Here is a 22029-nt window from a genome sequence, read left to right as displayed (position 1 = left end):
GACAGGAAACGCGGGAATTGGTTTTATTTCTTTGGCTTTACTACAAGGTTGAAATTGATCTCAATTTCATCTTTAATCACAATTAAGCCGAATAATTTTCGGGGAGGTTCCAATCCAAAATCTTTGATATTCAGGTTAAGAGTCCCTTTATAATTAGGGGTGGGGCAATCTGTAATTGTTATCGGAATAATATAGCTTTTTTCCCTGCCGGCCATTCTAATATTTACCCTGGCCATTGCATTATCGTCTTGATCAAAAGAGACTTTTTTAAGCTCCAGTTTTATACCGGGATATTTTTCAGTTTGCATAAGGGAATTAAAATCTTTATTAATCGCCCTGTTACCACAATCAAAGCCATTATTTTTCAAATTGAGGACGGCATTTTTAAAATAAATACTTCCGTTTTCTTCAGAATACTGAAATTCATGTTTCCCCTTGAGCAGTAAAGTGTCAAACTCGCAGTGGAAGGCACTAATATTGGTATCCCCGCTTATATTCAGGGTGCTTTCGGGAAGGACCTGTATTGTTTTTTGTTCAAATTTATTTTGGGAAAAGCAGGTTGAGGTAACAATGCCAAGAAGAAATAATAAAATTGCATTTTTCATAGCTTCAGTTTTTAATTTTGCTTTACAGGCAGCGACTTTGGGCAGATTTTTAATAAAAGTGGGGAGACATTTGTCCCCCCACTTCTGGCTAATTCAATTCTTTTAGAAGCTGATCACTGCTTCAAACACTACCCCGTTAAACTTACCTCCGTTGTGGATGTCGGTTGTAGGATAATCGTTGTATTCCTGGTTTACATATTCAATTTTACTAAGGATATTTTTGGTCATAAACCATCCTGCACCAATGTTGTAACGGTCTACAGTCACATCTTCGCCGGTTTCCAGTTCCCCATTTACGGAATTGTAACGTCCTCCTATATAAAAGTTTTCAGTATTTCCAAAGCGGTAAATCAATTCGCCGGCATATTGGTTCCACACCCTTTCATCTGTTTCGGCGGCAAGTTTTCCTGAAGCCCTTTCATAGATTCCGAAGAATTCAAGTCCGCCAAATTTTAAGAACGGGTTAATCATTACAGAAGTCAGTTCATTTCTAAGGTTAGGGTTTATCCTGGCAGATCTAAAGCCATCACCGGCACCTTCAGGAGTCGTCATTAAGCTGTAGTAGCGTGACCCTGCACGGTCACCGCTGTAAAGATATGCGCTTGAGGTTTGGTTGGTGTGGTACACAGACCCTGTTAACCTGAACCTGAAATCATCGCTTAAATTTTTATCGTATCCAATTTTTGCCAGTAAAGACGGGCTTGTAGTTCCCGGGTTGGTAACGTTCTGGTTCAATTTACCGTTGGTAGCACCAAGCATTCCTAAAAAGCCATTGTTAAAATAATATACTTCCACACCAACTTCAGTAGTAAAACTATCCATTAAATAGTTTCCAACAAAAGGGTTGTAAAGTGCCATGGCGTTATCTGTCCTGCGGAAATGCGCATCGCCATAGTTGTTTTCCATATGGCCTATTTTAATCCTCATGTGGTCCATAAGCCCCTGGGCAAAGCCTTCGCTTATAAAATCCAGTTTGTCTATTTGAAGGTAACCCCCTTTTACGTAGGTCTCATTGTGGTGTTGAGAAGAAAGATAGGTTCTAAGGTGTAACCTCACTCCATCATACAGCATCACATCAAAATCCAGGTTAGCGGTGGCAAGGTTGAAATTTTCGCCAATATCAGCCAAAGCGGGAGTGGCGGCATTACCAGAATTTTCCTGATCTATCGCCTGGAACTGCAGGGCAAAAGCGCCTCCCACTCGCACGTTAATGCCATTAAAATCTGTTATAGTATCCTTGTTAGGTTCAAAATCTGAGATACCTCTCTGGTCCGGATACCTGAAATTAGGGAAATCCCTGTCCCATAAGTTATTTTCCTGGGACTGCATTTGCAATCCTAAGCAAAGAGCAAATACGACACCTGAATATTTAAGTAGATTTTTCATTTTAGTTTATTTTGAAAGGTTGAAATAGTTATTTTGAAAAAGTAGTTTGAAATTCAATTTTCACTTCGTCACCGGTGGTAATCGCGCCAAACATGGCGGTGGGCGGATCGATCTTATATTCAGACATCTTTACTTTTTCGCTGCCTGAAAGCACGATCTTATTATTTTCTACTTTCGCGGTAAAGGTGATGTCTACAGGGTTTTTTGTACCTGCAATTGTTAAATACCCGCTGGTGGTTACCACGCATTTTTCGCTGGAGGTACAATCTATGTTTTTGACTTTGTTAAGGGTGTAAGTGATTTTCTTGTGTTTATCTGTTTCCAAAGCTTTATAGGTGTTTTTATCCATTGCACCTTTTCCGCTTTTAAGGCTTTCTGCTATTACTGTAAATTCAAGATTTTTAATTTGAGTTAACTGGCCATCTTTTAATTCGGCGTTAAGTGTTCCTTCAAAATCTTCGGCTTCTATTTCCCAATCGTGAATATTGGATGTGCCCTCAATCTTCATATTAGAACCTGTTTTTTTTACGTCGAATGTTTGTGCGGTTGTTGAAACTGAAATCATCATGAGAAGAAAGCTTCCTGCTGCCAACCAATAGTTTTTAAAAGTATTCATGGTTTCTTGTTTTTAATTTGATACAAATTTGGGGCAAGAATGGCGGGGAAATTATGACGATAATCAGCTTTAGATTGATTTATATTCAGGCTTGACAGCGAAAAGGTTTGAAATGCCTGATTCAAAAAGGGGAGTAGTTGCTTTATTGTTTTCAGATCATTTTGCCCATTTTTGTATATTCGAGCCGGTATAAAAACGGTCTTCTAAGCTATTTTAGCAGTGTCCGGGAGCCTTGTGAAAAAAACATTACCATCAATTCCCTTTCCGCTTGTATAAGAGGTTGTATTCCTGTTATGGCTTTGCGTGTTTATTTGTATGGAAAAAAAGACTGGCAGTTGGCGTATAACCATGAAAAGCAGGAAACTAAAATAAAAATTGAAGGGTGGAGTGGAATATGAACAATTCCTTAAAAAAAATTTTATGTCACTATTCCTTCTTTGGTTTCGAACCATTACCTGATGCGTACAGCTGAAAATTTTTGAAGGAACGGGGAATTAAAAGAATCTGGTACAGGAATTGATAAGAGCAAATACTCCGGAAAAATGTTCTGGCTGTATGACTTTTGGTAAACGATCGGGAGAAGGAGGAGGCATAAGATGTTGGAAATAAAGATATCAGTTATGCCTTTAAGTCAGAAGTCTGTATGGAAAATAAAAACCGATAGGAAACTATCTTTAAGTATAATATAAGTAATGGGGAAGTGGAGTATAGGTGTAATAGATGATGATGATATTTACCAGATGATTATGCATAAGCTTATCTGTAGAACTGGTTTGTTTAAAGAGAAAAAAAAATATTGCAGTGCTGTAATGGCTCTTGAGGATTTCCAGGATTTTAATAAGGCCCTTCCGGATATTATTCTGTTGGATATTAATATGCCTGAAGTTGATGGATGGCAGTTTATAGAGAGAATGCGAAAGCTAAGGCCAGGTTTTTCAACAGAAACCCGTATTTACGTAGTGACTTCTTCTATAGCAAGCTCTGATGTTGAAAAGGCCAGGACATATGAGGAAATATTTGAGTTTTTGAGTAAGCCGCTAAGTGTGGCGAAATTGAAGGAGATTGGGGAGGCTTTGGATAAAAGCAAAAGTTCTGCATAAAAATAAAACTTCAGCCTTTGCCGAAGTTTTATTTTATGCAGCTACAATTACATTATAATGTGAAAGCAAGTCCTGGTAGAAGTACAAATTCTTCTCATCCTCTTTAAGACAGGCTTTCAGAAATCTTTCGATGTTCTGGCATTCAAAGGTTATACGTGTATACTTCTTTCTTCCCACTGGAATTTGCATTTCCACCTGTTGCTTCTCATAATCAATTTTTACATTTTTCGCCTCAAAATATTTTTTAATGATCGCTCTGTGCATAATCGTGAAATTCGATTTCTCCGCCTCAAGGTTAGAAATACTAAAAGAAATAAGATTTTTAACCTCTTCTATTAATTCTGTAGGTGTAAAGGTGTTATCCATATCTTAGTTAGTTGTGATTTCTTTTTAGATCCGGGGGCTAAGTTACTAGGAGAAAGCTTATTTGATGTTAAAAAAAAGGTAATTAAGCATTACTTAATAATTTTTTAACTCGAATGCTGCTGCTTTAAATTCTTCTTAAGACTAAACAGAGTAGGTAAGGGGAATATTAATATGGCGATACCTTTGGTCCAGGCAACTGGCGTTTACAAAAAGAGTGTCCGCGATTCTTACAGAGCCATACGAGTTATGAAGATGGCCAAAGATGTGCAATTTTACCTTTATTTTTTTCAGTTTTCTTTTAAGTTCTTCGCAGCCAATATGGGTGCCGTCGTCCAGTACATCCATAATCTTATATGGTGGAGTGTGGGTGATAAGAACATCTGTCTCACCTGGAATAAGGTTCCAGTACTTTCTTATTTCATCACCTCTTTCCCTGTTAAAAGCCCAGCCCGCCTTTCCAGGTGTTACAGGTGATCCCCAAAAATTAAAATCCTTAATCTGAATTCCGCTATTGTTGAGGTAATGCACATTTGGGGGAACCAGTTTCTCCGGTTTTATTTCTTTTTCAAAATAAAAATCATGGTTTCCCGCTATAAATATTTTATGCTCGTGGGGTTGTGAAGATAACCAGTTTAAAAAGTCTTCGGTTTCTTTTCTTGTACCTCTTTCGGTAAAATCCCCCGCATGTACGAGCACATCGGCATCAGGTAAGTTCAGTTCGTGGTGTTTATTATGTGTGTCTGAAATACACGTGACAGTCATAGGAACCAGGATAAAAAATTAAAGCTTTTGCAGAAGAGTTGCATTACTTGTCTTGCAACTGCTCCGAATTTTCTGGGGAGATATAATCTTTATCTGCGGGAAGTAATTTATCTACAACCTTGGTTACAGCAAAGGCTATCATTATAGCTGTGACCACAAAAAAAATAAATTTCACCAAAAGACTATCGCTAAGAATAATACTATAGAAGCCCAGGAAGAGTTCTATGGCAATAAATCCTATTTTTATACTTAGCTTTAATAACATTGGTGTGCCGGTTTATTGCAAAGATACAATCAAAAACAAGTTGTTTTCCGTTGGTTTTAAAAGTTTGACTAAAATTTAACAACAGGAGTAAAGAAGATTGCAATTAAAGTTAAAAACCCCTAAGGAGGATTTGGATATAACTATAAATTGTAAATTGTTTTTAAACTCAAAACCATAAGGACAACTTGAATAAGACTCAAAAAATAATTAGCATTATCGCTGGCGTAATCGTATTTCTGGTGATTTTGCTTTTAGTCGTAAACAACATAGCTGAAAATAAATTAAAGAAAGGCCTGGAAGATGCACTTTCACAAACAGAATCCTCCTATGAAAATCTTGAGGTAAGCCTTCTGAATAAAAGTGCGAGTATTGAGAATGTTCAAATTCGAATGGAAGGGAAAACAATTAGTGTGGCCCAGGCAAAACTTCAGGGTATAGATATTATTAAATACCTGTTTAGCAATAAAATTATAGTTGGAGATTTTACCATTTCAGAGCCTCATGTGCTATTAATGGCAAAAAAGGATTCTTCAGGATCAAAAAAGAAAAGCCCCGGTTTTAAACAGGATATTTTAATTAAGAACCTTATTGTTAATAATGGGGATGTAAAAATATCCCAGGGAGATTCCGTGGCAAAACTTTTTACAACCTTCAGTAAAATAAAGCTTCAGGAAGTATCCGTAAACAAAAATACCCTTAAAGGACCTGTGCCTTTTAAATATGACGGCTATAGCATTACAAGTGATTCTTTATTTTTTCAGATGAATGATCTTCATACCCTAACCGTTGGAAGCATTAATGCTGAAGATGGAAAAATAAGCGTAAAGAACATTAAGATGATCCCAAAGTACAGTAAAGTTGAACATCAGCGCCATATACCTTATGAAAAAGACCGTTACGACCTTACTATAGGAGAAATAATGATGAAGGATTTTTCCTGGAAAATAAAAAATGACAGCCTTCAGTTTCAAAATCCGTATATGGAGCTTAATGATGCAGAGCTTATAATTTACAGGGATAAACGACCTCCGGATGATCCGCGGACTAAACATTTATACAGTCAGATGCTGCGTGAGCTACCGGTAAAAGTGGGGATTGACAGCCTGGAAATTAATCGTGCTTATATAAATTATACCCAAAAATTAAAGGCTGACCGTCCTGCAGGAACGGTAGACTTTTCCAATCTTTATGCCTCTATATATAATCTTACCAATATAGGGATGGATAAATCCGGTTTTCCAAAAACACAAATTGATGTCCGTACAGACCTGTACCAAAAAGCAGCATTAAAGGTGCATTGGGAGTTTGATGTGAGTGATGTGTCAGACCATTTTACAATGTCCGGGAACCTGGGGCATTTGGATAGTGATGAAATTAATGAATTTCTCACGCCGGCTATGAATGTAAAAGTTTCCGGGGCAATAGATGACCTGATCTTCGATTTTTCCGGGGATGATGATCAGGCAGGCGGGGACCTGGAATTAGCGTATAATGACTTTAAGGTGGAGGTTTTGAAGAATAATGGACAGGAAAAGAATAATTTTCTCTCTGCTATTGCCAATGTTTTTGTGAAAAATACCACAGATGCGGAAAAGGATTTGAAGGATATCACGGTTACCCGGGAGAAAACCAAGTCTTTCTGGAATTATCTCTGGATCTTTGTGAGAAAAGGTTCTTTAAAAACTATAATTTAAATTTTGAAGGTGACTACCGGCCGCCTCGCATGGTTCACCAGGTCCTCACTTATGCTGCCGTTGAAGAAATGGGCCAGACCTTTCCTGCCATGGGTTCCTATACCTATTAACCCTATATTGTTTTCGGCGGCAAAATTAAGGATCCCTTTTTCCACACTTACGTCATTATAAATATGGAACCGTGGCTGAGTGCCTGTGATTTCGGCAACTTTTCTCAATCTTTCCCCGGCTTCCTTTGAAGTTATAAATTCATTAGGAGTGTTGATGTATAAAAGATGTAAGGCGGCACCCAATGTCCTGGCAAAGTCTACTGCCTTTTGTGCGGTATGCATGGTTGATGCCGATGCATCTGTTGCAAAAACGAAATTTTCTGCATTAAGAACGGCATCACTGTTCTTAATAACCAGCACGGGAATTTGGGACGAACGTACCACTTTTTCTGTATTGGAGCCAATGAACATTTCCTTAAAACCGCTGGCACCATGAGAACCCATTACAATCAGGTCGCAGTCAATTTCTTCGCTAAAATCTTTAATTCCTTCAAAAGCCTGGTGAAATTGTACAGATTCATGAACTTTAATGCCTTCTAAAAATGGTCTCTGCATTAATTTGCCAAAACGCTGGTGGGCAAGTTTCATAAAAAAAATGGACTCCGGCAGGTTTCGGGAGGAGCTTCCTTCTACAGGATCGATGAGTTGAAGCGGTAATTCCAGCATGTGGAGCAGGAAAATTTCGCTGTCAAACTTTTTGGCGAGATTCGCCGCGACTTTTAATGCGACTTCAGCCTGATCAGAAAAATCGGTGGGAACGAGGATTTTTTTCATAATGCCCTGAATTAGCAAGGTTGGAAAGTATTTATTATCATAAATTTACGAATAAATTATCATTGCGTAAGCGGTTTTCTATCTCCGATTTTATTATTATATTTGCATCGTTGAAACTAAAAAGTACAGCGAGGGGACGAAAAGTCCCCTCTTTTTATAATAGTATGTTGCAGGAGAAAGTAGAAAATTTGCTGAATGAGGCTTTCGAAAAAAATAATTCTTTATTTTTAATCAGTCTTGACATTAGCAGCAATAATAATATTAAAGTTGTGATTGATGGTGACCAGGGAATTTCGGTAAACGACTGTATAGAAGTGAGCCGGAGCATAGAGCACAACCTGGATAGGGAAGAGGAGGATTTCTCTCTTGAAGTAACTTCTTCGGGGGTCACAGAGCCGCTGCGCCTGCCCCGGCAATACAAAAAAAATATAGGAAGGAAATTGCAGGTTAAAACCAACGATGATAATATTGAAGGTACATTAACCAGTGCAAATGAGGAAGAAATTCACCTGAAGTGGAAAACCCGCGAACCCAAACCCGTAGGAAAAGGAAAACATACCGTGGAAAAAGAAGCTGTGTTGTCCTATTCAGGTATTGTGGAAGCTAAAGTTATGATAACATTTTAATCAAAAATTGATATGGAAAATATCGCCTTGATAGAGTCATTTTCAGAATTTAAAGATGATAAATTAATAGATCGCGTTACCTTGATGGCGATTTTAGAAGATGTTTTTAGGAATGCTTTGAAGAAAAAGTATGGTGAAGATGATAATTTTGATATTATTGTAAACCCTGATAAAGGAGATCTCGAAATCTGGAGAAACCGGGTAGTGGTTGCCGATGGCGAGGTGGAAGATCCCAACCAGGAAATTTCGCTTAGTGAAGCGAGAAGAATTGAGCCTGATTTTGAGGTGGGGGAAGATGTTTCTGAAGAGGTGAAATTGAAAGATTTGGGTAGAAGGGCGATTCTTGCGTTAAGGCAAAACCTTATTTCCAAGATCCATGAACACGATAATACCAATATTTACAAGCAATTTAAGGAGCTTGAAGGAGAGATATATAATGCAGAAGTTCATCACATCAGGCATCGTGCGATAATTCTGCTTGATGATGAAGGGAATGAAATTGTGCTGCCAAAAGACAGGCAAATCCCTTCAGATTTCTTCAGAAAAGGAGAAAATGTGCGAGGAGTTATAGAGAGTGTGGAGTTAAAAGGTAATAAACCTACCATTATTATGTCCCGTACTGCGCCCGGCTTCCTTGAAAAACTGTTTGAACAGGAAATCCCTGAGGTTTTTGACGGTCTTATTACTATCAAAAAAGTAGTAAGGGTTCCTGGTGAAAAGGCAAAAGTGGCGGTAGATTCTTATGATGACAGGATAGATCCTGTTGGTGCCTGTGTTGGAATGAAGGGATCCCGTATTCACAGTATAGTTCGTGAATTGGGCAATGAAAATATAGATGTGATTAATTATACAAACAACGACCAGTTGTTTATCACAAGAGCTCTTAGCCCGGCTAAAATAACTTCAATTAAATTAGATGAAGAGAATAAAAGGGCTGAGGTAATGTTGAGGCCGGAAGAGGTTTCTAAGGCCATTGGCCGTGGAGGCCATAATATCAGGCTGGCTGGACAACTTACCGGGTTTGAAATAGATGTGTTTAGAGAAGGTGTGGAGGAAGATGTTGAATTGAGTGAATTTGCAGATGAAATTGAAGATTGGGTGATTGCTGAATTTTCTAAAATAGGCCTGGACACTGCAAAGAGTATATTGGAACAGGATGTAGATGATCTTGTGCGCCGTACAGATCTTGAAGAAGAGACTGTTAGGGCGGTATTCCAGGTTTTGCGTGAAGAATTTGAGGAAGAATAAGTCTTTGGATTCAGAACATTTTTTTATAATAAACAAAAAGAGGTTAATTTAGAGGGCAATTTATGGCTGAAGCAAAAACAATGCGATTAAACAAGGTATTACGCGAATTCAATATTTCGTTGGATCGGGCTGTGGAATTCTTGAATTCCCAGGGCCACGACATTGAAGCGCGTCCCACTACCAAAATCTCCCCTGAAACCTATCAGGTGCTTTTTGACGAATTTCAAACCGATAAAAGCAAAAAGGTGGCTTCCAAAGAAGTAGGAGAGGAAAAGAGGAAAGAGAAGGAAGAAATTCGTTTAGCCCGCGAAAAAGAGTTGGAAGATAAACGCAAGGCTGAGGATAAAAAGGAAAAGGAGAAAGAGGAGGAAGTTGTTTCTGCGAGAGCTAAACTTTCCGGGCCTAAAAAAGTCGGAAAAATAGACCTCGATAAAAAACCCGGAACTTCTGACGCTTCTGAAACTGAAAAGGAAAAAGAGCCTGAAAAAGCCGAACAGCCCGCGGCAGAGACTCCTGAGCCTGAAGAAGCTAAACCGGAAAAGACAACTTCAGAAGAAGAGAAAAAACCTGAAAAAGAAGCTCCTGCCACACCAAAAGAGGAAGAAAAACCCCAGGCTAAGGAAGAAGCTGTAAAACAGGAAGATAAAACAGAAGCTTCCGGCGAGAAGGAAGAAGAATCCAATACCCTTAAGACCAATTACGCTAAACTTGAGGGGCCAAACTTTACAGGTGAAAAAATTGATCTTTCCAAGTTCAAAAAACCTGAAAAGAAAAAAGACGACAAAAAAGCTGCTGACGATAAGGACAAACGTAAAAAACGTCGCAGGAGAATTAGCAAAGATGTAAAACCTGGAGCTTCCGGTGGAGGTGGAGGCAGGAAAGGACGCAATAAACCGCGTTCAAGGCCTATAGCCAAAGAAGAGCCAAGCGAAGAAGAAGTTCAGAAACAGGTTAGGGAAACTCTTGAGAAACTTCAGGGGAAATCTGGTAAAGGAAAAGGAGCTAAATATAGAAGAGGAAAAAGGGATCAGCACCGTCAACGTTCCGAAGAGGATCTTGCACAACAGGAACTGGAAAGCAAAACATTAAAGGTGACTGAGTTTGTTACGGTTACTGAAATTTCCAGCATGATGAATGTGCCGGTTACCAAAGTGATCTCAGCTTGTATGTCTCTTGGGATGATGGTTACCATGAACCAGAGGCTTGATGCTGAAACCCTTTCTATTGTTGCTGAGGAATTTGGATATGAAGTTGAATTTGTAACCGCAGATGAAGAGGAAACCACTCAGGAAGTAGAAGAAAATCCTGAAGACCTTAAACCAAGAGCTCCTATTGTAACCGTAATGGGTCACGTAGACCATGGTAAAACTTCTTTGCTGGATTACATTCGTCAGGAAAATGTGATCGCCGGCGAAAGTGGTGGAATTACCCAGCATATTGGTGCTTATGGAGTAGAGCTGGAAGGCGGACAGAAAATTGCCTTTTTGGATACCCCGGGTCACGAAGCCTTTACGGCGATGCGTGCTCGTGGTGCGCAGGTAACCGATATCGCGATTATTGTGATTGCGGCAGATGATGATGTGATGCCTCAAACCAAGGAAGCTATTTCGCATGCGCAGGCTGCAGGTGTACCTATTGTTTTCGCGATTAATAAATCTGATTTGCCAACGGCAAATCCTGAAAAAATTAAAGAAAAACTGGCGGCTATGAACCTGCTGGTAGAGGATTGGGGAGGTAAAATCCAGTCGCACGATATTTCAGCTAAAACAGGAATGGGTGTAAAGGAATTGCTTGAAAAAGTATTGCTTGAAGCTGAAATCCTGGAGCTGCAATCTAATCCAGATCGCCTTGCCACCGGTACTGTGGTGGAAGCTTACCTGGATCGTGGGCGTGGTTACGTTTCTACTGTTCTTGTACAGTCTGGTACACTTAGCATTGGAGATTATGTACTTGCGGGCAGGAGCAGCGGTAAGATAAAGGCTATGCAGGATGAGCGTGGCAAAGATGTGAAAGAAGCCGGCCCATCAACGCCTGTCTCTATTCTTGGCCTTGATGGTGCGCCTCAGGCAGGTGATACCTTTAAGGTGATGACAGACGAACGGGAAGCTAAAAACATCGCTGCCAAGAGGACTCAGTTGCAGCGTGAGCAAACCGTTAGGACCCAAAGGCATATTACGCTTGATGAAATTGGACGTAGGATTGCACTGGGAGAATTTAAAGAACTTAATATTATCCTGAAAGGTGACGTGGACGGATCTGTGGAAGCTCTTACAGACAGTTTCCAGAAACTTTCTACTGAAGAAATTCAGGTGAATATCATTCATAAAGGAGTAGGCGCAATTACTGAAAGTGACGTATTGCTGGCTTCAGCCTCAGATGCTGTAATTATCGGATTTAATGTACGTCCTGCCGGAAATGCAAGACAGGTTGCAGATAAGGAAGAAATTGACATCAGAACCTATTCCATTATTTATGATGCAATCAACGATCTTAAGGATGCGATGGAAGGAATGCTTTCTCCGGAGCTGAAAGAAGAAATTACCGGTACTGCTGAAATAAGGGAAACCTTCAAAATTTCAAAAATCGGAACAATTGCCGGTTGTATGGTAACTTCAGGAAAAATATACAGAAGTTCCGGAATCCGTCTAATTCGTGACGGGGTAGTGGTATTCACTGGAGAACTTGCTTCTTTGAAAAGATTTAAGGATGACGTGAAAGAAGTTTCCAAAGGTTATGATTGTGGTTTGCAGGTTAAGAACTACAATGATATTAAGGAGGGTGATGTAGTTGAAGCCTTCAGGGAAGTAGAAGTTAAAAAGAAATTGAAATAACATTCGATATTCTCAATAAAAGAAAAAAGCCGCTCGGGAATGAGCGGCATTTTTCTTTTATATAAATGGCTGAAATTATTTCCTTTTTGGCTTCGGAATAAAAGCTCCGGGGAAGGCTTCTTTAATAGCCAGAAGAGCTCTGTCCGCTTCAAGACGATTTCGGAAATTTCCTACGTAAACTTTATAATTTGGAGTTTCGTAGTCGATAATTGCAGGGTATTCAAACTGGCTGGTATATTCTTTATAGACTTCGCTTGCCTCATTATTATCCCCATAAAACAGCTGAATTTTATACCGGTCGCCGATTTGATTTTCCTTAGACATTTCTGTCTTTATTTCCAGGAGTTTCGGGATTTTTTCATCCTGATATATGTTAATATTTCCGGTTTGGGCGGAGGAAGACGTATAAAAAAAAGTGGCCACAAAAGCGGCGATTATCATCTTTTTTGGAGCTAAAATTCTCATAGTTATGGTGTTTGAAACAAATGTAAAATATAAAACTTAAAAGTGTTCTTAATTATTATTTAGAACTAATATAAATTATCGATTAACACTATTGTAACATTCCTAAAATCGACTTTATATCTTACTTTTGTGACCGAATTTAGGGGTACGAAATGGCGTTTTTTGCTGGAGTAGCTTTAGTAGAAAAACCGTACCAAAGTTTAGACGTTAATTCAACTTACAATATGAAAAAGGTGAAATACCGCCAATCAACTTCACGATTACTGCTTTTAGGAGTAGCGTTTTTTTTCTCGTTTACAGTTATTGGGATTGCTCAGGACCAGGCAGATGCATCGGCCCAGGATGGAGATGCTGCTCAGCAGGAACAGTCTGAAGGAGGGCAATCTGAAGGTTCTGGTGCCGGGGCCGCTTTAGGTGATGCTTCCAATGGGAAATCGCTTTTTAATTCCTTATGTGCTGCTTGTCATAAGCCATATTCTGAATCTATCGGGCCTGCCTTAAATGGGGTGACTTCGCGCCAGGATTTGGAGTGGATCTATAAGTGGGTGCATAATAATGCTAATCTAAGAGCGTCAGGAGACCAGGATGCGATCGCTATTTTTGAAGAATATAACGAAACCCAGATGCCTGCTTTTCCGCAGTTATCTGAAGATGATATTAATGATATTCTTGCTTATGTAGAGCAGCCTAAACCTGAGCCCGCAGCGGCTCAAACTCCAGCAGGGGGAGCCGGGCAAGGTACTTCAGGTGGCGGCGTTTCTTTAAATATAATTCTTGGAATCCTTGTTTTTGTTCTGGTAATGCTGCTTGCGGTATTATTTCTGGTAAACAAAACCTTAAGGAACTTCGCGAGTGCAAGCGGTGTGGTATTGCCTGAGAAACCTAAAAGAAAACCTATCTACAAATCATTTGTGGAAAATCAATTCCTGATTGTAGTAAGTTCTGTGGTGGTTTTGCTGGCTGTTGGATATTTCGCTTACGGTTGGATGATGCAGGTTGGAGTAGACCAGGGATATCAGCCAATCCAGCCTATTCACTATTCACATAGAATACATGCCGGGGATAATGAGATAGAATGTAAATATTGTCACTCTTCTGCCAGGGTTTCTAAAGTTTCTGGTATTCCTTCCCTTAATGTTTGTATGAACTGTCATAAGGCTATTTCAGAAGTTGCGCCAGAGACTGCTACAGAAGAATACTCAAAAGAATTTTATGACGGTGAAATTGCCAAGCTATATGACGCTGTGGGATGGGATCCTGCTTCCAGGACTTATAGTGGTGATGTAAAACCTGTAAAATGGGAAAGACTTCATAATCTTCCGGATTTTGCTTATTTCAATCACTCACAGCACGTAACAGTGGCTGGGGTGCAGTGCCAGAAGTGTCATGGTCCTATAGAGGAAATGGAAGTGGTTTATCAATATGCGCCATTAACTATGGGCTGGTGTGTCAACTGTCACCGGGAAACAGAAGTTAGAATGGAGGGTAATGACTATTATGAAAAAATTCATGCCCAGTTAGCTAAAAAATACGGAGTAGAAGAGATAACTGCCGCAGAAATGGGTAGTATCGAGTGCGGTAAGTGTCACTATTAGGACGTGCTCTGGTAAAATAATTTTTTAAGAAAGTAATATTTAAATATATGTCATCAAACAAGAAATACTGGAAAAGTGTTGAAGAGCTAAAGGAAAACAGCTCTATTGTTGAGGCGCTCCAAAAAAAGGAATTTACTGAGGAAATACCTGTGGAGGAATTTCTGGGGAACCAGGAGTCTATGGAAGGTTCAAAAACCTCCCGTAGGGATTTCCTTAAATATATTGGGTTTAGTACAGCGGCGGCAACCCTTGCTGCTTGTGAAGGGCCTGTGGTTAAGTCTATTCCGTATGTGGTGCAGCCAGATCGTATTGTTCCAGGTGTGGCAAATTATTACGCTACTACAATGGCAGATGGGTTTGATTTTTCGGGGGTTTTGGTTAAAACCCGTGAAGGAAGGCCTATCAAGATTGAAGTAAATACAATGGCTGGTACCGGCTCTAACGCAAGAGTGCAGGCGTCGGTATTATCTTTATATGACAAAAACAGGCTTAGAAGGCCAACCGCGAAAGGTCAGAATATTTCATGGGAAGAGTTTGACCGTAGCGTAACAGGCAGGTTGAATAATGTAAATGGTGAAATTGCTTTGCTTACTTCAACAACAGCCAGTCCTTCTACTGCTAAACTTATCAATGAATTTTCAGGAAGATATGGAAATGTGAGGCATGTGGTTTATGATGCTTTTTCTGAAGATTTCGCTTTGAATGCTTTTCAGGCAAAATATGGAAAGCGGGCTTTGCCAAATTACGATTTTTCAAAGGCTGAAACTATAGTTTCTGTGGGAGCAGATTTCCTTGGTGACTGGCAGGGTGGAGGGTTCGACTCTCAGTACGCAAGAGGAAGAGTGCCTAAAAATGGTAAAATGTCCCGTCATATTCAGTTTGAATCTAATATGAGCTTAACCGGGTCTAATGCAGATAAGCGTATTCCTGTAACATTATCCCAGCAAAAAGCTGTTTTAGCTGCTTTGCATGGTTATGTTGTTGGAGGAGGTTCTACAAGCGATCTTTCCCCAAGGCTGGATGATGCAGTGGTTAAAGCGGCTTCTCAATTACGTAAAGCCGGAAGAAACGGGGTTGTTGTTTCAGGAATTCCTGATAATGATGCCCAAACCCTTGTGCTGGAAATCAATGAGGCTATGAACAGTGCTGTAATGGATACTGAAAATCCTGTGATGGTGAGACAGGGAAATGCGGCGGAAGTGGCGCGCCTTGTAGATGATATGAACTCCGGGAGCATAGGAGCTTTAATCGTTATGGGTGTGAACCCGGCCTACAGCTTGCCTAATGCTAAAGAGTTTGTTGAAGGTCTTAAAAATGTAGATCTTGCTGTTACGTTTTCAATGAAGATGGATGAAACCGCCAAACTTTGCGAATTTGTAGGAGCTACACCTCATTATTTAGAGAGTTGGGGAGATGTTCAGTTCACCGGAAGACAATTCGGTTTAACCCAGCCAACAATAAAGCCATTATTCGATACCAGGCAATTCCAGGATACCCTGCTAAGGTGGACTGGTAATTCCCAAAATTACTACGAATATCTGAAAGATATGTGGAGTGGTATTTTGGGTGGAAACAGATGGTTTACTGCTTTGCATGATGGTACTTTTGAGCTGCAGGATACTTCTGCAGTGCCGCAATTGCCAGATACAGCCGGAAGCGTTCAGATGAATTCTGGCTCTGCCGCGGCTTCAAGTCTTACAGCTGCTGGTGAAGGAGAAGGCCTTCAGCTTGAGCTTTATACTTCTGTGGCAATGGGTGATGGGCAACAGGCCAATAACCCGTGGTTGCAGGAGATGCCAGATCCTGTAACAAGAGCTTCCTGGGATAATTACCTGAAAATGTCCAGCGAAGATGCCAAGGCTTTAGGCTTGGAGAACTATTTTGTATCCAATGGCGCTCTTAATGGTAGCTATGTGAATATTCAGGTTGGAGACAGCGTGGTAAAAAATGTTCCGGTATATATACAGCCGGGGCAGGCTAAAGGTGTTGTTTCCCTTGCTGTTGGTTACGGGAAAAAAGAATCCATCCAGGAAGAGATGCAGGTAGGGGTGAATGCTTTTCCATTGTATCAAAACTTTAAGGCGCATCAAAATGTAAAAATAGAGAAAGCTCCGGGAATCCATGAGTTTGCCTGTGTTCAGCTACAGGGAACCCTTGCTGGCAGGGACGATATCATCAAGGAAGCTACCCTTCACGAATATAATACTACTGAAGCAGAACATTGGAACCCAAAACCTGAAGTGAGCTATGATCACCAGGAAATTCCAACTACTTCAGACCGTGCAGATATCTGGACTTCTTTTGATCGTTCTATAGGCCATCATTTTAATATGTCTATAGACCTGAATGCCTGTACAGGATGTGGCGCGTGTGTTATCGCCTGCCATGTTGAAAACAATGTACCGGTCGTGGGGAAAGAGGAAGTGAGAAATTTCAGGGATATGCACTGGTTGCGTATTGACAGGTACTATTCTGCTGCCGATACTTTTGTGGAGGAACAGGAAAACCTTGAAGAATTGCCATTATTTGAAACTTATCGTGAAGTGGAGACGCCTTCTTACGATAATCCGCAGGTAGTGTTTCAGCCGGTAATGTGCCAGCACTGTAACCATGCACCTTGTGAAACTGTTTGTCCAGTTGCGGCGATTAATCACGGGCGCCAGGGGCAAAACCAAATGATTTATAACCGTTGTGTTGGTACAAGATACTGTGCAAACAACTGTCCTTATAAAGTTCGTCGTTTCAACTGGTTTACGTATGCTGAAAATGATGAATTTGATTACCATATGAATAACGACCTTGGCCGAATGGTATTGAATCCAGACGTTACAGTTCGTTCCAGAGGAGTAATGGAAAAATGTTCTCTATGTATTCAGAGAACACAAAAGACAATTTTAGATGCCAAAAGGGAAGGTCGTCCTGTTGAAGATGGCGAGTTCCAGACCGCATGTTCTCTGGCCTGTGATAAAGGAGCCATTGTGTTTGGGGATGTGAACGATCACGATACCCGTATCTTTGAAAAAGTAACTGACGAAAGAATGTACCATAACCTTGAAGGACTGGGTACACAGCCAAATGTGGTTTACCAGGTAAAAATCAGGAACACTTCGGAGTCATAAATTAGTATTAAGAATCAATTTTAAAAGAATATGTCGTCACATTACGAAGCGCCTATAAGAGAGCCTCTAGTTACCGGAGATAAATCTTACCACGATGTAAGTGTAGATGTTGCTGCTCCGGTAGAGGGAAGGGCAAATAAAGCCTGGTGGATTGTGTTTTCAATTGCACTGGTCGCATTCTTATGGGGAATAGGCTGTATTGTTTATACGGTATCTACCGGTATTGGAGTCTGGGGCTTGAACAAAACCATTGGATGGGCCTGGGACATTACCAACTTTGTATGGTGGGTAGGTATTGGACACGCGGGAACACTTATTTCTGCGGTACTTCTTCTTTTCCGTCAAAAATGGAGAATGGCGGTTAACCGTTCTGCGGAAGCAATGACCATTTTCGCCGTTTTCCAGGCCGGGTTGTTTCCTATTATTCACATGGGGCGGCCATGGCTGGCATATTGGGTACTTCCAATTCCAAACCAGTTCGGGTCTTTGTGGGTAAACTTTAACTCGCCGCTCCTTTGGGACGTATTTGCAATTTCCACCTATCTTTCTGTATCGCTGGTGTTCTGGTGGACGGGGCTTCTTCCTGATTTCGCGATGTTGCGGGACAGGGCAGTAAGGCCTTTTCAGAAGAAAATCTACGGAATACTTAGTTTTGGATGGAGTGGTCGTGTAAAGGACTGGCAAAGGTTTGAAGAGGTTTCCTTGGTTCTTGCAGGTTTGGCAACTCCGCTGGTACTTTCGGTACACACCATTGTATCTTTTGACTTTGCTACCTCTGTGGTGCCGGGATGGCATAGTACCATCTTCCCGCCCTATTTTGTTGCGGGTGCGATTTTCTCCGGTTTTGCGATGGTGCAGACACTGCTTATCATTATGAGAAAGGTTTCCAACCTGGAAAATTATATTACCCTCCTTCATATTGAATATATGAACAAGGTGATCCTGTTAACCGGTGGGATTGTTTCCATAGCTTATATTACAGAATATTTTATTGGATGGTATTCAGGAAGTAGTTACGAGAACTACACCTATCTTTCTTTTGGAGCTGCTACCGGGCCTTACTGGTGGGCATTTTGGGCGCTTATCATTTGTAACTTTGTGGTGCCGCTTACTTTATGGGTGAAAAGCCTTAGAAGGAATATTTTATGGACTTTCATAGTTGCGCTTATTATCAACATCGGGATGTGGTTTGAGCGTTTCAACATTATCGTGGTAGATTTAAGTAAAAGTAGGACGCCGTCTTCATGGGCAATGTTCTCACCAACATTTGTAGATATTGGGGTATTTATTGGAACCATAGGTTTCTTCTTTGTGCTGTTCCTTCTTTACGCGAGAAATTTCCCTGTAATTGCGCAGGCAGAGGTTAAGACAATCCTTAAATCTTCCGGAGATAAATACAAAAGGTTACGTGCAGAGCATGGGGATGATGTAAGCCATGTACATGTAGATTCAGATCCAACGGCCAAAGAGCCTGCATCTAATATTGATGAAAGAATTACAGAGCAGTTTAATGACGAAGAGGAGCATCATACTGAAACGGTAAATGCAGATGCCCTTACCATATCCGAAGTTACCCGCAGCAGGTTGGATGAGATGCTGGAGAGAATAGGTGTTTATGATCCTTCCACTCAGTCTGCCGATGATCTTGGCAAACTAAAAGCAGTTGGTCCTTTACTGGAACAGCACCTGCACCAGGTTGGAATATACACTTTTGAACAGGTTAGTAATTTAACCGAGAATGATTTTGTGTTGCTAAACGAAGTTATAGATCCATTCCCTTCAGCAGACCGTAGGGGAGACTGGGCAGCTCAGGCAACAAAATTTAAAAACAGGTAATCAAGATGGCTTCAAGAACTATACACGCTATTTATACAGATGACGATTTGCTTTTACAGGCGGTAAAACAAATTCGTGATGCGCGCTATCATATTGGCGAAGTTTATACTCCTTTCCCTGTTCACGGGTTGGATAAAGTAATGGGTCTTGCCCCAACAAGGCTTGCAATTACTTCCTTTCTTTATGGGATTACAGGATTATGTGTGGCCATCTGGATGATGAATTTTATGATGATCGAGGACTGGCCAAGGGATATTGGAGGTAAGCCAAGTTTTACCTTTATACAAAATATGCCGGCTTTTGTGCCTATTATGTTTGAACTTACCGTATTTTTCGCGGCTCACCTTATGGTGATCACTTTTTACATGAGAAGTAAACTATGGCCTTTTAGAAAAGCTGAAAATCCTGATTTTAGGACTACAGATGATCATTTTCTTGTTGAAGTGGATGCGGCCAGTCATAATGTAGATGACCTTACGAAGTTTCTTTATGATACCGGGGCTTCCGAAATTAAATTAATTGAATAATAGTAGATCTGATGAAGAATTTGTTCTATAAATCTATAGTAATGTTTCTTTTGGCTGGCATGGTCATTTCCTGTGCAGATAAGGACAGTCCAAATTACCAGTATATGCCAGATATGTATGCGCCGGTAAGCTATGAAGCTTATGGCGAGTATGATATATTCCAAAATCAGCAGGAAGCAAAATTGCCTGTGGAAGGTTCTATTCCCAGGGGATGGATGCCTTATCCTTATGAGAATACTGCAGAAGGGATGGCGGCCGCTAAAGCTAACCTAAAAAACCCTTTGCCTTATACTGAAGATAACCTTAATGAAGGGAAACAGCTTTATACAATTTACTGTGCAGTTTGCCATGGAGACAATGGTGATGGCCAGGGAATCCTTGCGCAACGGGAAAAGATATTAGGAATACCTGCTTATGATGATGCCGGTAGGGCGATTACAGAAGGTAGTGTATATCATGTAATGTATTACGGGCTTAACAATATGGGTTCTTATGCTTCCCAAACGAGTATTGTGGAGCGATGGCTTATAGATCATTACGTAATGAGCCTTAAGGATAACCTGGAAGGAAAGCCGGAAAGGGAGTTTGAAGAAGTAGAGGGTCCTGCCGAAGAAAACCTTATTCCTTCTGAAGCAGAGATAACCGAAATTCTTCCGGAGGAGGATCAGGAGGTTTCTGTTGAAAGACAATCTCAGGGGCAGCAGGCAGACGAAACTGAAAATTAAGAATAAAGCATTTAGATCAAGTAATATGTACACGCTATCCAGTAAGTTAAAAATAACAGCAATTATATTTATGGTTGTTGGTGCCATAGGCCTGATTTATGGTTTTATAGCTGCGCCTTCAAGTATAGAGGAAGTAAAGGAAATGTTGGCTGCTGAAAGTCATCATGGTGCTGAAGAAGGTTCTACCGATGTTATGGGACATGAACCTGAAGCATCAGGACAGGCACATATGCAGGGAGGGCGCGAAGAAGGAAACGCACATGGGGTGGAAACCCGGGCCGGAGAAGAGGCTCATGGGGAGCATGGAGAGACAGCGCATTATGAGCATGTCCTGCACCAGTTGGAAACCAAACCTTGGTCTGCGCTTTTTGTTTCTGCCTTCTTCTTTTTTATGATCGCGTTGGGGGCATTGGTTTTTTATGCTATTCAATTTGCCGCGCAGGCGGGATGGTCGCCGGTTTTGTTCAGGGTTATTGAAGGAATTACTTCATATCTGCTTCCTGGATCTATTATTGTAGCGCTTATAGTTATTTTTGCCGGTACGCATTTCTTCCCGTGGCAGAATGAAGAACTGGTGTCAGAAGATAAAATATTACAGGCGAAGTCAGGTTATCTTAATTTTCCCTTCTTTGTCATAAGGGCGATAATCTATATAGTGGGATGGAACCTCTACAGGTTCTTTTCAAGAAAATTCTCGTTGGAACAGGCAAGAGCAACCGGAGACGATTTAAGGCCGTATAAAAAGAGCTTTAAAGGAGCCGTTTTCTTCCTCTTGTTCTTTATAGTAACAGAATCTATGATGGCGTGGGACTGGTTTATGAGTATGACTCCGCACTGGTACAGTACCCTTTTTGCATGGTATGTTTTTGCGAGTATGTTTGTATCTGCAATAACAGTAATTGCCCTGGTGACTATTTTGCTGAGAAGGGCGGGTTACTTAAGTTTTGTGAACGACAGCCATTTGCATGATCTTGCTAAATTCATGTTCGCTTTCAGTATATTCTGGACCTACCTTTGGTTTGGACAGTTTATGTTGATCTGGTATGCCAACATTCCTGAAGAAGTAACCTATTTCATATTAAGAATTCAGGAGTATAATTTGTTGTTTTTTGGAATGCTCGTGCTTAATTTTGTATTCCCTATCTTACTCCTTATGAATAGTGATTATAAAAGGCTGCCAATAATTATAACCATTGCCGGTTTAGTGATTCTTGTTGGTCACTATATAGATATTTATCTTTTGATAATGCCATCTACCGTTGGCGCTAACTGGTTCTTTGGAATTGCAGAAATAGGAGGTTTATTGTTTTTCCTTGGTCTTTTTATCCTTGTTGTGGGAAGCGGCCTGGCCAAAGAGTCGCTTTATCCAAAAGGTAACCCGTTCCTTAAGGAAAGTGAGCATTACCATTATTAATTAGATTGATTGTTTAAAGAAGAAT

Annotated in this window: 19 protein-coding genes; 11 read left to right on the top strand and 8 right to left on the bottom strand. The window is 40.5% G+C overall.

Annotated elements, in window-relative coordinates; translation table 11 throughout:
* Nucleotides 1-23: 23 nt before the first annotated feature.
* From RM553_RS11175 to RM553_RS11165, 3 genes are all read right to left on the bottom strand, one after another.
* The gene (locus RM553_RS11175; RefSeq protein ID WP_311535013.1) at nucleotides 24-605 is read right to left on the bottom strand and encodes a YceI family protein; all 582 of its coding nucleotides are present in this window, start codon (nucleotides 603-605) and stop codon (nucleotides 24-26) included.
* Nucleotides 606-707: 102 nt separating this feature from the next.
* Nucleotides 708-1991 carry a hypothetical protein gene (locus RM553_RS11170; RefSeq protein WP_311535012.1) on the bottom strand — a complete coding sequence of 428 codons (1284 nt, stop codon included), beginning with the start codon at nucleotides 1989-1991 and terminating at the stop codon, nucleotides 708-710.
* A 28-nt stretch (nucleotides 1992-2019) separates the two neighbouring features.
* Nucleotides 2020-2607: a YceI family protein gene (locus RM553_RS11165; protein WP_311535011.1), complete on the bottom strand. Its 588-nt coding sequence runs from the start codon at nucleotides 2605-2607 to the stop codon at nucleotides 2020-2022.
* Nucleotides 2608-3299: 692 nt separating this feature from the next.
* Here RM553_RS11165 and RM553_RS11160 point away from each other — a divergent pair.
* Nucleotides 3300-3707: a response regulator gene (locus RM553_RS11160; RefSeq protein WP_311535010.1), complete on the top strand. Its 408-nt coding sequence runs from the start codon at nucleotides 3300-3302 to the stop codon at nucleotides 3705-3707.
* A 33-nt stretch (nucleotides 3708-3740) separates the two neighbouring features.
* Here the strand turns inward: RM553_RS11160 and RM553_RS11155 are convergent, their stop codons facing one another.
* The 3 genes from RM553_RS11155 to RM553_RS11145 form a co-directional block, all read right to left on the bottom strand.
* Nucleotides 3741-4073 carry a hypothetical protein gene (locus tag RM553_RS11155; protein ID WP_311535009.1) on the bottom strand — a complete coding sequence of 111 codons (333 nt, stop codon included), beginning with the start codon at nucleotides 4071-4073 and terminating at the stop codon, nucleotides 3741-3743.
* Nucleotides 4074-4214: 141 nt separating this feature from the next.
* Nucleotides 4215-4835, bottom strand: a complete 621-nt coding sequence (locus RM553_RS11150) for a metallophosphatase domain-containing protein (RefSeq protein ID WP_311535008.1) — start codon at nucleotides 4833-4835, stop codon at nucleotides 4215-4217.
* Nucleotides 4836-4878: 43 nt separating this feature from the next.
* Nucleotides 4879-5100, bottom strand: a complete 222-nt coding sequence (locus RM553_RS11145) for a hypothetical protein (protein ID WP_311535007.1) — start codon at nucleotides 5098-5100, stop codon at nucleotides 4879-4881.
* A gap of 185 nt (nucleotides 5101-5285) precedes the next feature.
* On the opposite strand from RM553_RS11145, the gene RM553_RS11140 reads away from it, so the two are divergent.
* A complete protein-coding gene (locus tag RM553_RS11140; protein ID WP_311535006.1) occupies nucleotides 5286-6794 on the top strand; it encodes a hypothetical protein in 1509 nt (502 codons plus the stop codon).
* Here the strand turns inward: RM553_RS11140 and RM553_RS11135 are convergent.
* Nucleotides 6791-7618 carry a universal stress protein gene (locus RM553_RS11135; protein ID WP_311535005.1) on the bottom strand — a complete coding sequence of 276 codons (828 nt, stop codon included), beginning with the start codon at nucleotides 7616-7618 and terminating at the stop codon, nucleotides 6791-6793. The two genes, RM553_RS11140 and RM553_RS11135, sit on opposite strands and share 4 nt — an antisense overlap.
* A gap of 164 nt (nucleotides 7619-7782) precedes the next feature.
* On the opposite strand from RM553_RS11135, the gene rimP reads away from it, so the two are divergent.
* From rimP to infB, 3 genes are all read left to right on the top strand, one after another.
* The gene (rimP, locus tag RM553_RS11130; protein ID WP_311535004.1) at nucleotides 7783-8244 is read left to right on the top strand and encodes a ribosome assembly cofactor RimP; all 462 of its coding nucleotides are present in this window, start codon (nucleotides 7783-7785) and stop codon (nucleotides 8242-8244) included.
* Nucleotides 8245-8256: 12 nt separating this feature from the next.
* On the top strand, nucleotides 8257-9492 hold the full coding sequence (gene nusA, locus RM553_RS11125) for a transcription termination factor NusA (RefSeq protein WP_311535003.1): 1236 nt from the start codon (nucleotides 8257-8259) through the stop codon (nucleotides 9490-9492).
* A 62-nt stretch (nucleotides 9493-9554) separates the two neighbouring features.
* A complete protein-coding gene (infB, locus tag RM553_RS11120; RefSeq protein WP_311535002.1) occupies nucleotides 9555-12323 on the top strand; it encodes a translation initiation factor IF-2 in 2769 nt (922 codons plus the stop codon).
* Nucleotides 12324-12398: 75 nt separating this feature from the next.
* Here the strand turns inward: infB and RM553_RS11115 are convergent, their stop codons facing one another.
* Nucleotides 12399-12788 carry an SPOR domain-containing protein gene (locus RM553_RS11115; protein ID WP_311535001.1) on the bottom strand — a complete coding sequence of 130 codons (390 nt, stop codon included), beginning with the start codon at nucleotides 12786-12788 and terminating at the stop codon, nucleotides 12399-12401.
* Between the two features lie 224 nt (nucleotides 12789-13012).
* Between RM553_RS11115 and RM553_RS11110 the strand changes: the two genes are divergently transcribed.
* From RM553_RS11110 to RM553_RS11085, 6 genes are read left to right on the top strand one after another with little or no spacing between them, the layout of a single operon-like run.
* Nucleotides 13013-14383, top strand: a complete 1371-nt coding sequence (locus RM553_RS11110) for a c-type cytochrome (protein ID WP_311535000.1) — start codon at nucleotides 13013-13015, stop codon at nucleotides 14381-14383.
* A 47-nt stretch (nucleotides 14384-14430) separates the two neighbouring features.
* Entirely contained in the window at nucleotides 14431-17502 is a 3072-nt protein-coding gene (locus tag RM553_RS11105) for a TAT-variant-translocated molybdopterin oxidoreductase (RefSeq protein WP_311534999.1), read from the top strand.
* 30 nt (nucleotides 17503-17532) lie between these two features.
* A complete protein-coding gene (gene nrfD, locus RM553_RS11100) occupies nucleotides 17533-19338 on the top strand; it encodes an NrfD/PsrC family molybdoenzyme membrane anchor subunit (RefSeq protein ID WP_311534998.1) in 1806 nt (601 codons plus the stop codon).
* Between the two features lie 5 nt (nucleotides 19339-19343).
* Nucleotides 19344-19865, top strand: coding sequence for a DUF3341 domain-containing protein (locus RM553_RS11095; protein WP_311534997.1), 522 nt, complete (start codon nucleotides 19344-19346; stop codon nucleotides 19863-19865).
* Between the two features lie 11 nt (nucleotides 19866-19876).
* Complete coding sequence (locus RM553_RS11090; RefSeq protein WP_311534996.1) at nucleotides 19877-20590, top strand: c-type cytochrome; 714 nt, start codon at nucleotides 19877-19879, stop codon at nucleotides 20588-20590.
* Between the two features lie 25 nt (nucleotides 20591-20615).
* Nucleotides 20616-22004 (top strand): quinol:cytochrome C oxidoreductase, encoded by a 1389-nt coding sequence (locus tag RM553_RS11085; RefSeq protein ID WP_311534995.1) that lies wholly within the window; start codon nucleotides 20616-20618, stop codon nucleotides 22002-22004.
* The last annotated feature ends 25 nt before the right edge of the window (nucleotides 22005-22029 follow it).

The organism is Autumnicola tepida (assembly GCF_031846485.1).
Taxonomy (GTDB): domain Bacteria; phylum Bacteroidota; class Bacteroidia; order Flavobacteriales; family Flavobacteriaceae; genus Autumnicola; species Autumnicola tepida.
Note: the sequence above shows the minus strand (reverse complement) of the source record. Positions and strands in the feature narration are given on the sequence as shown.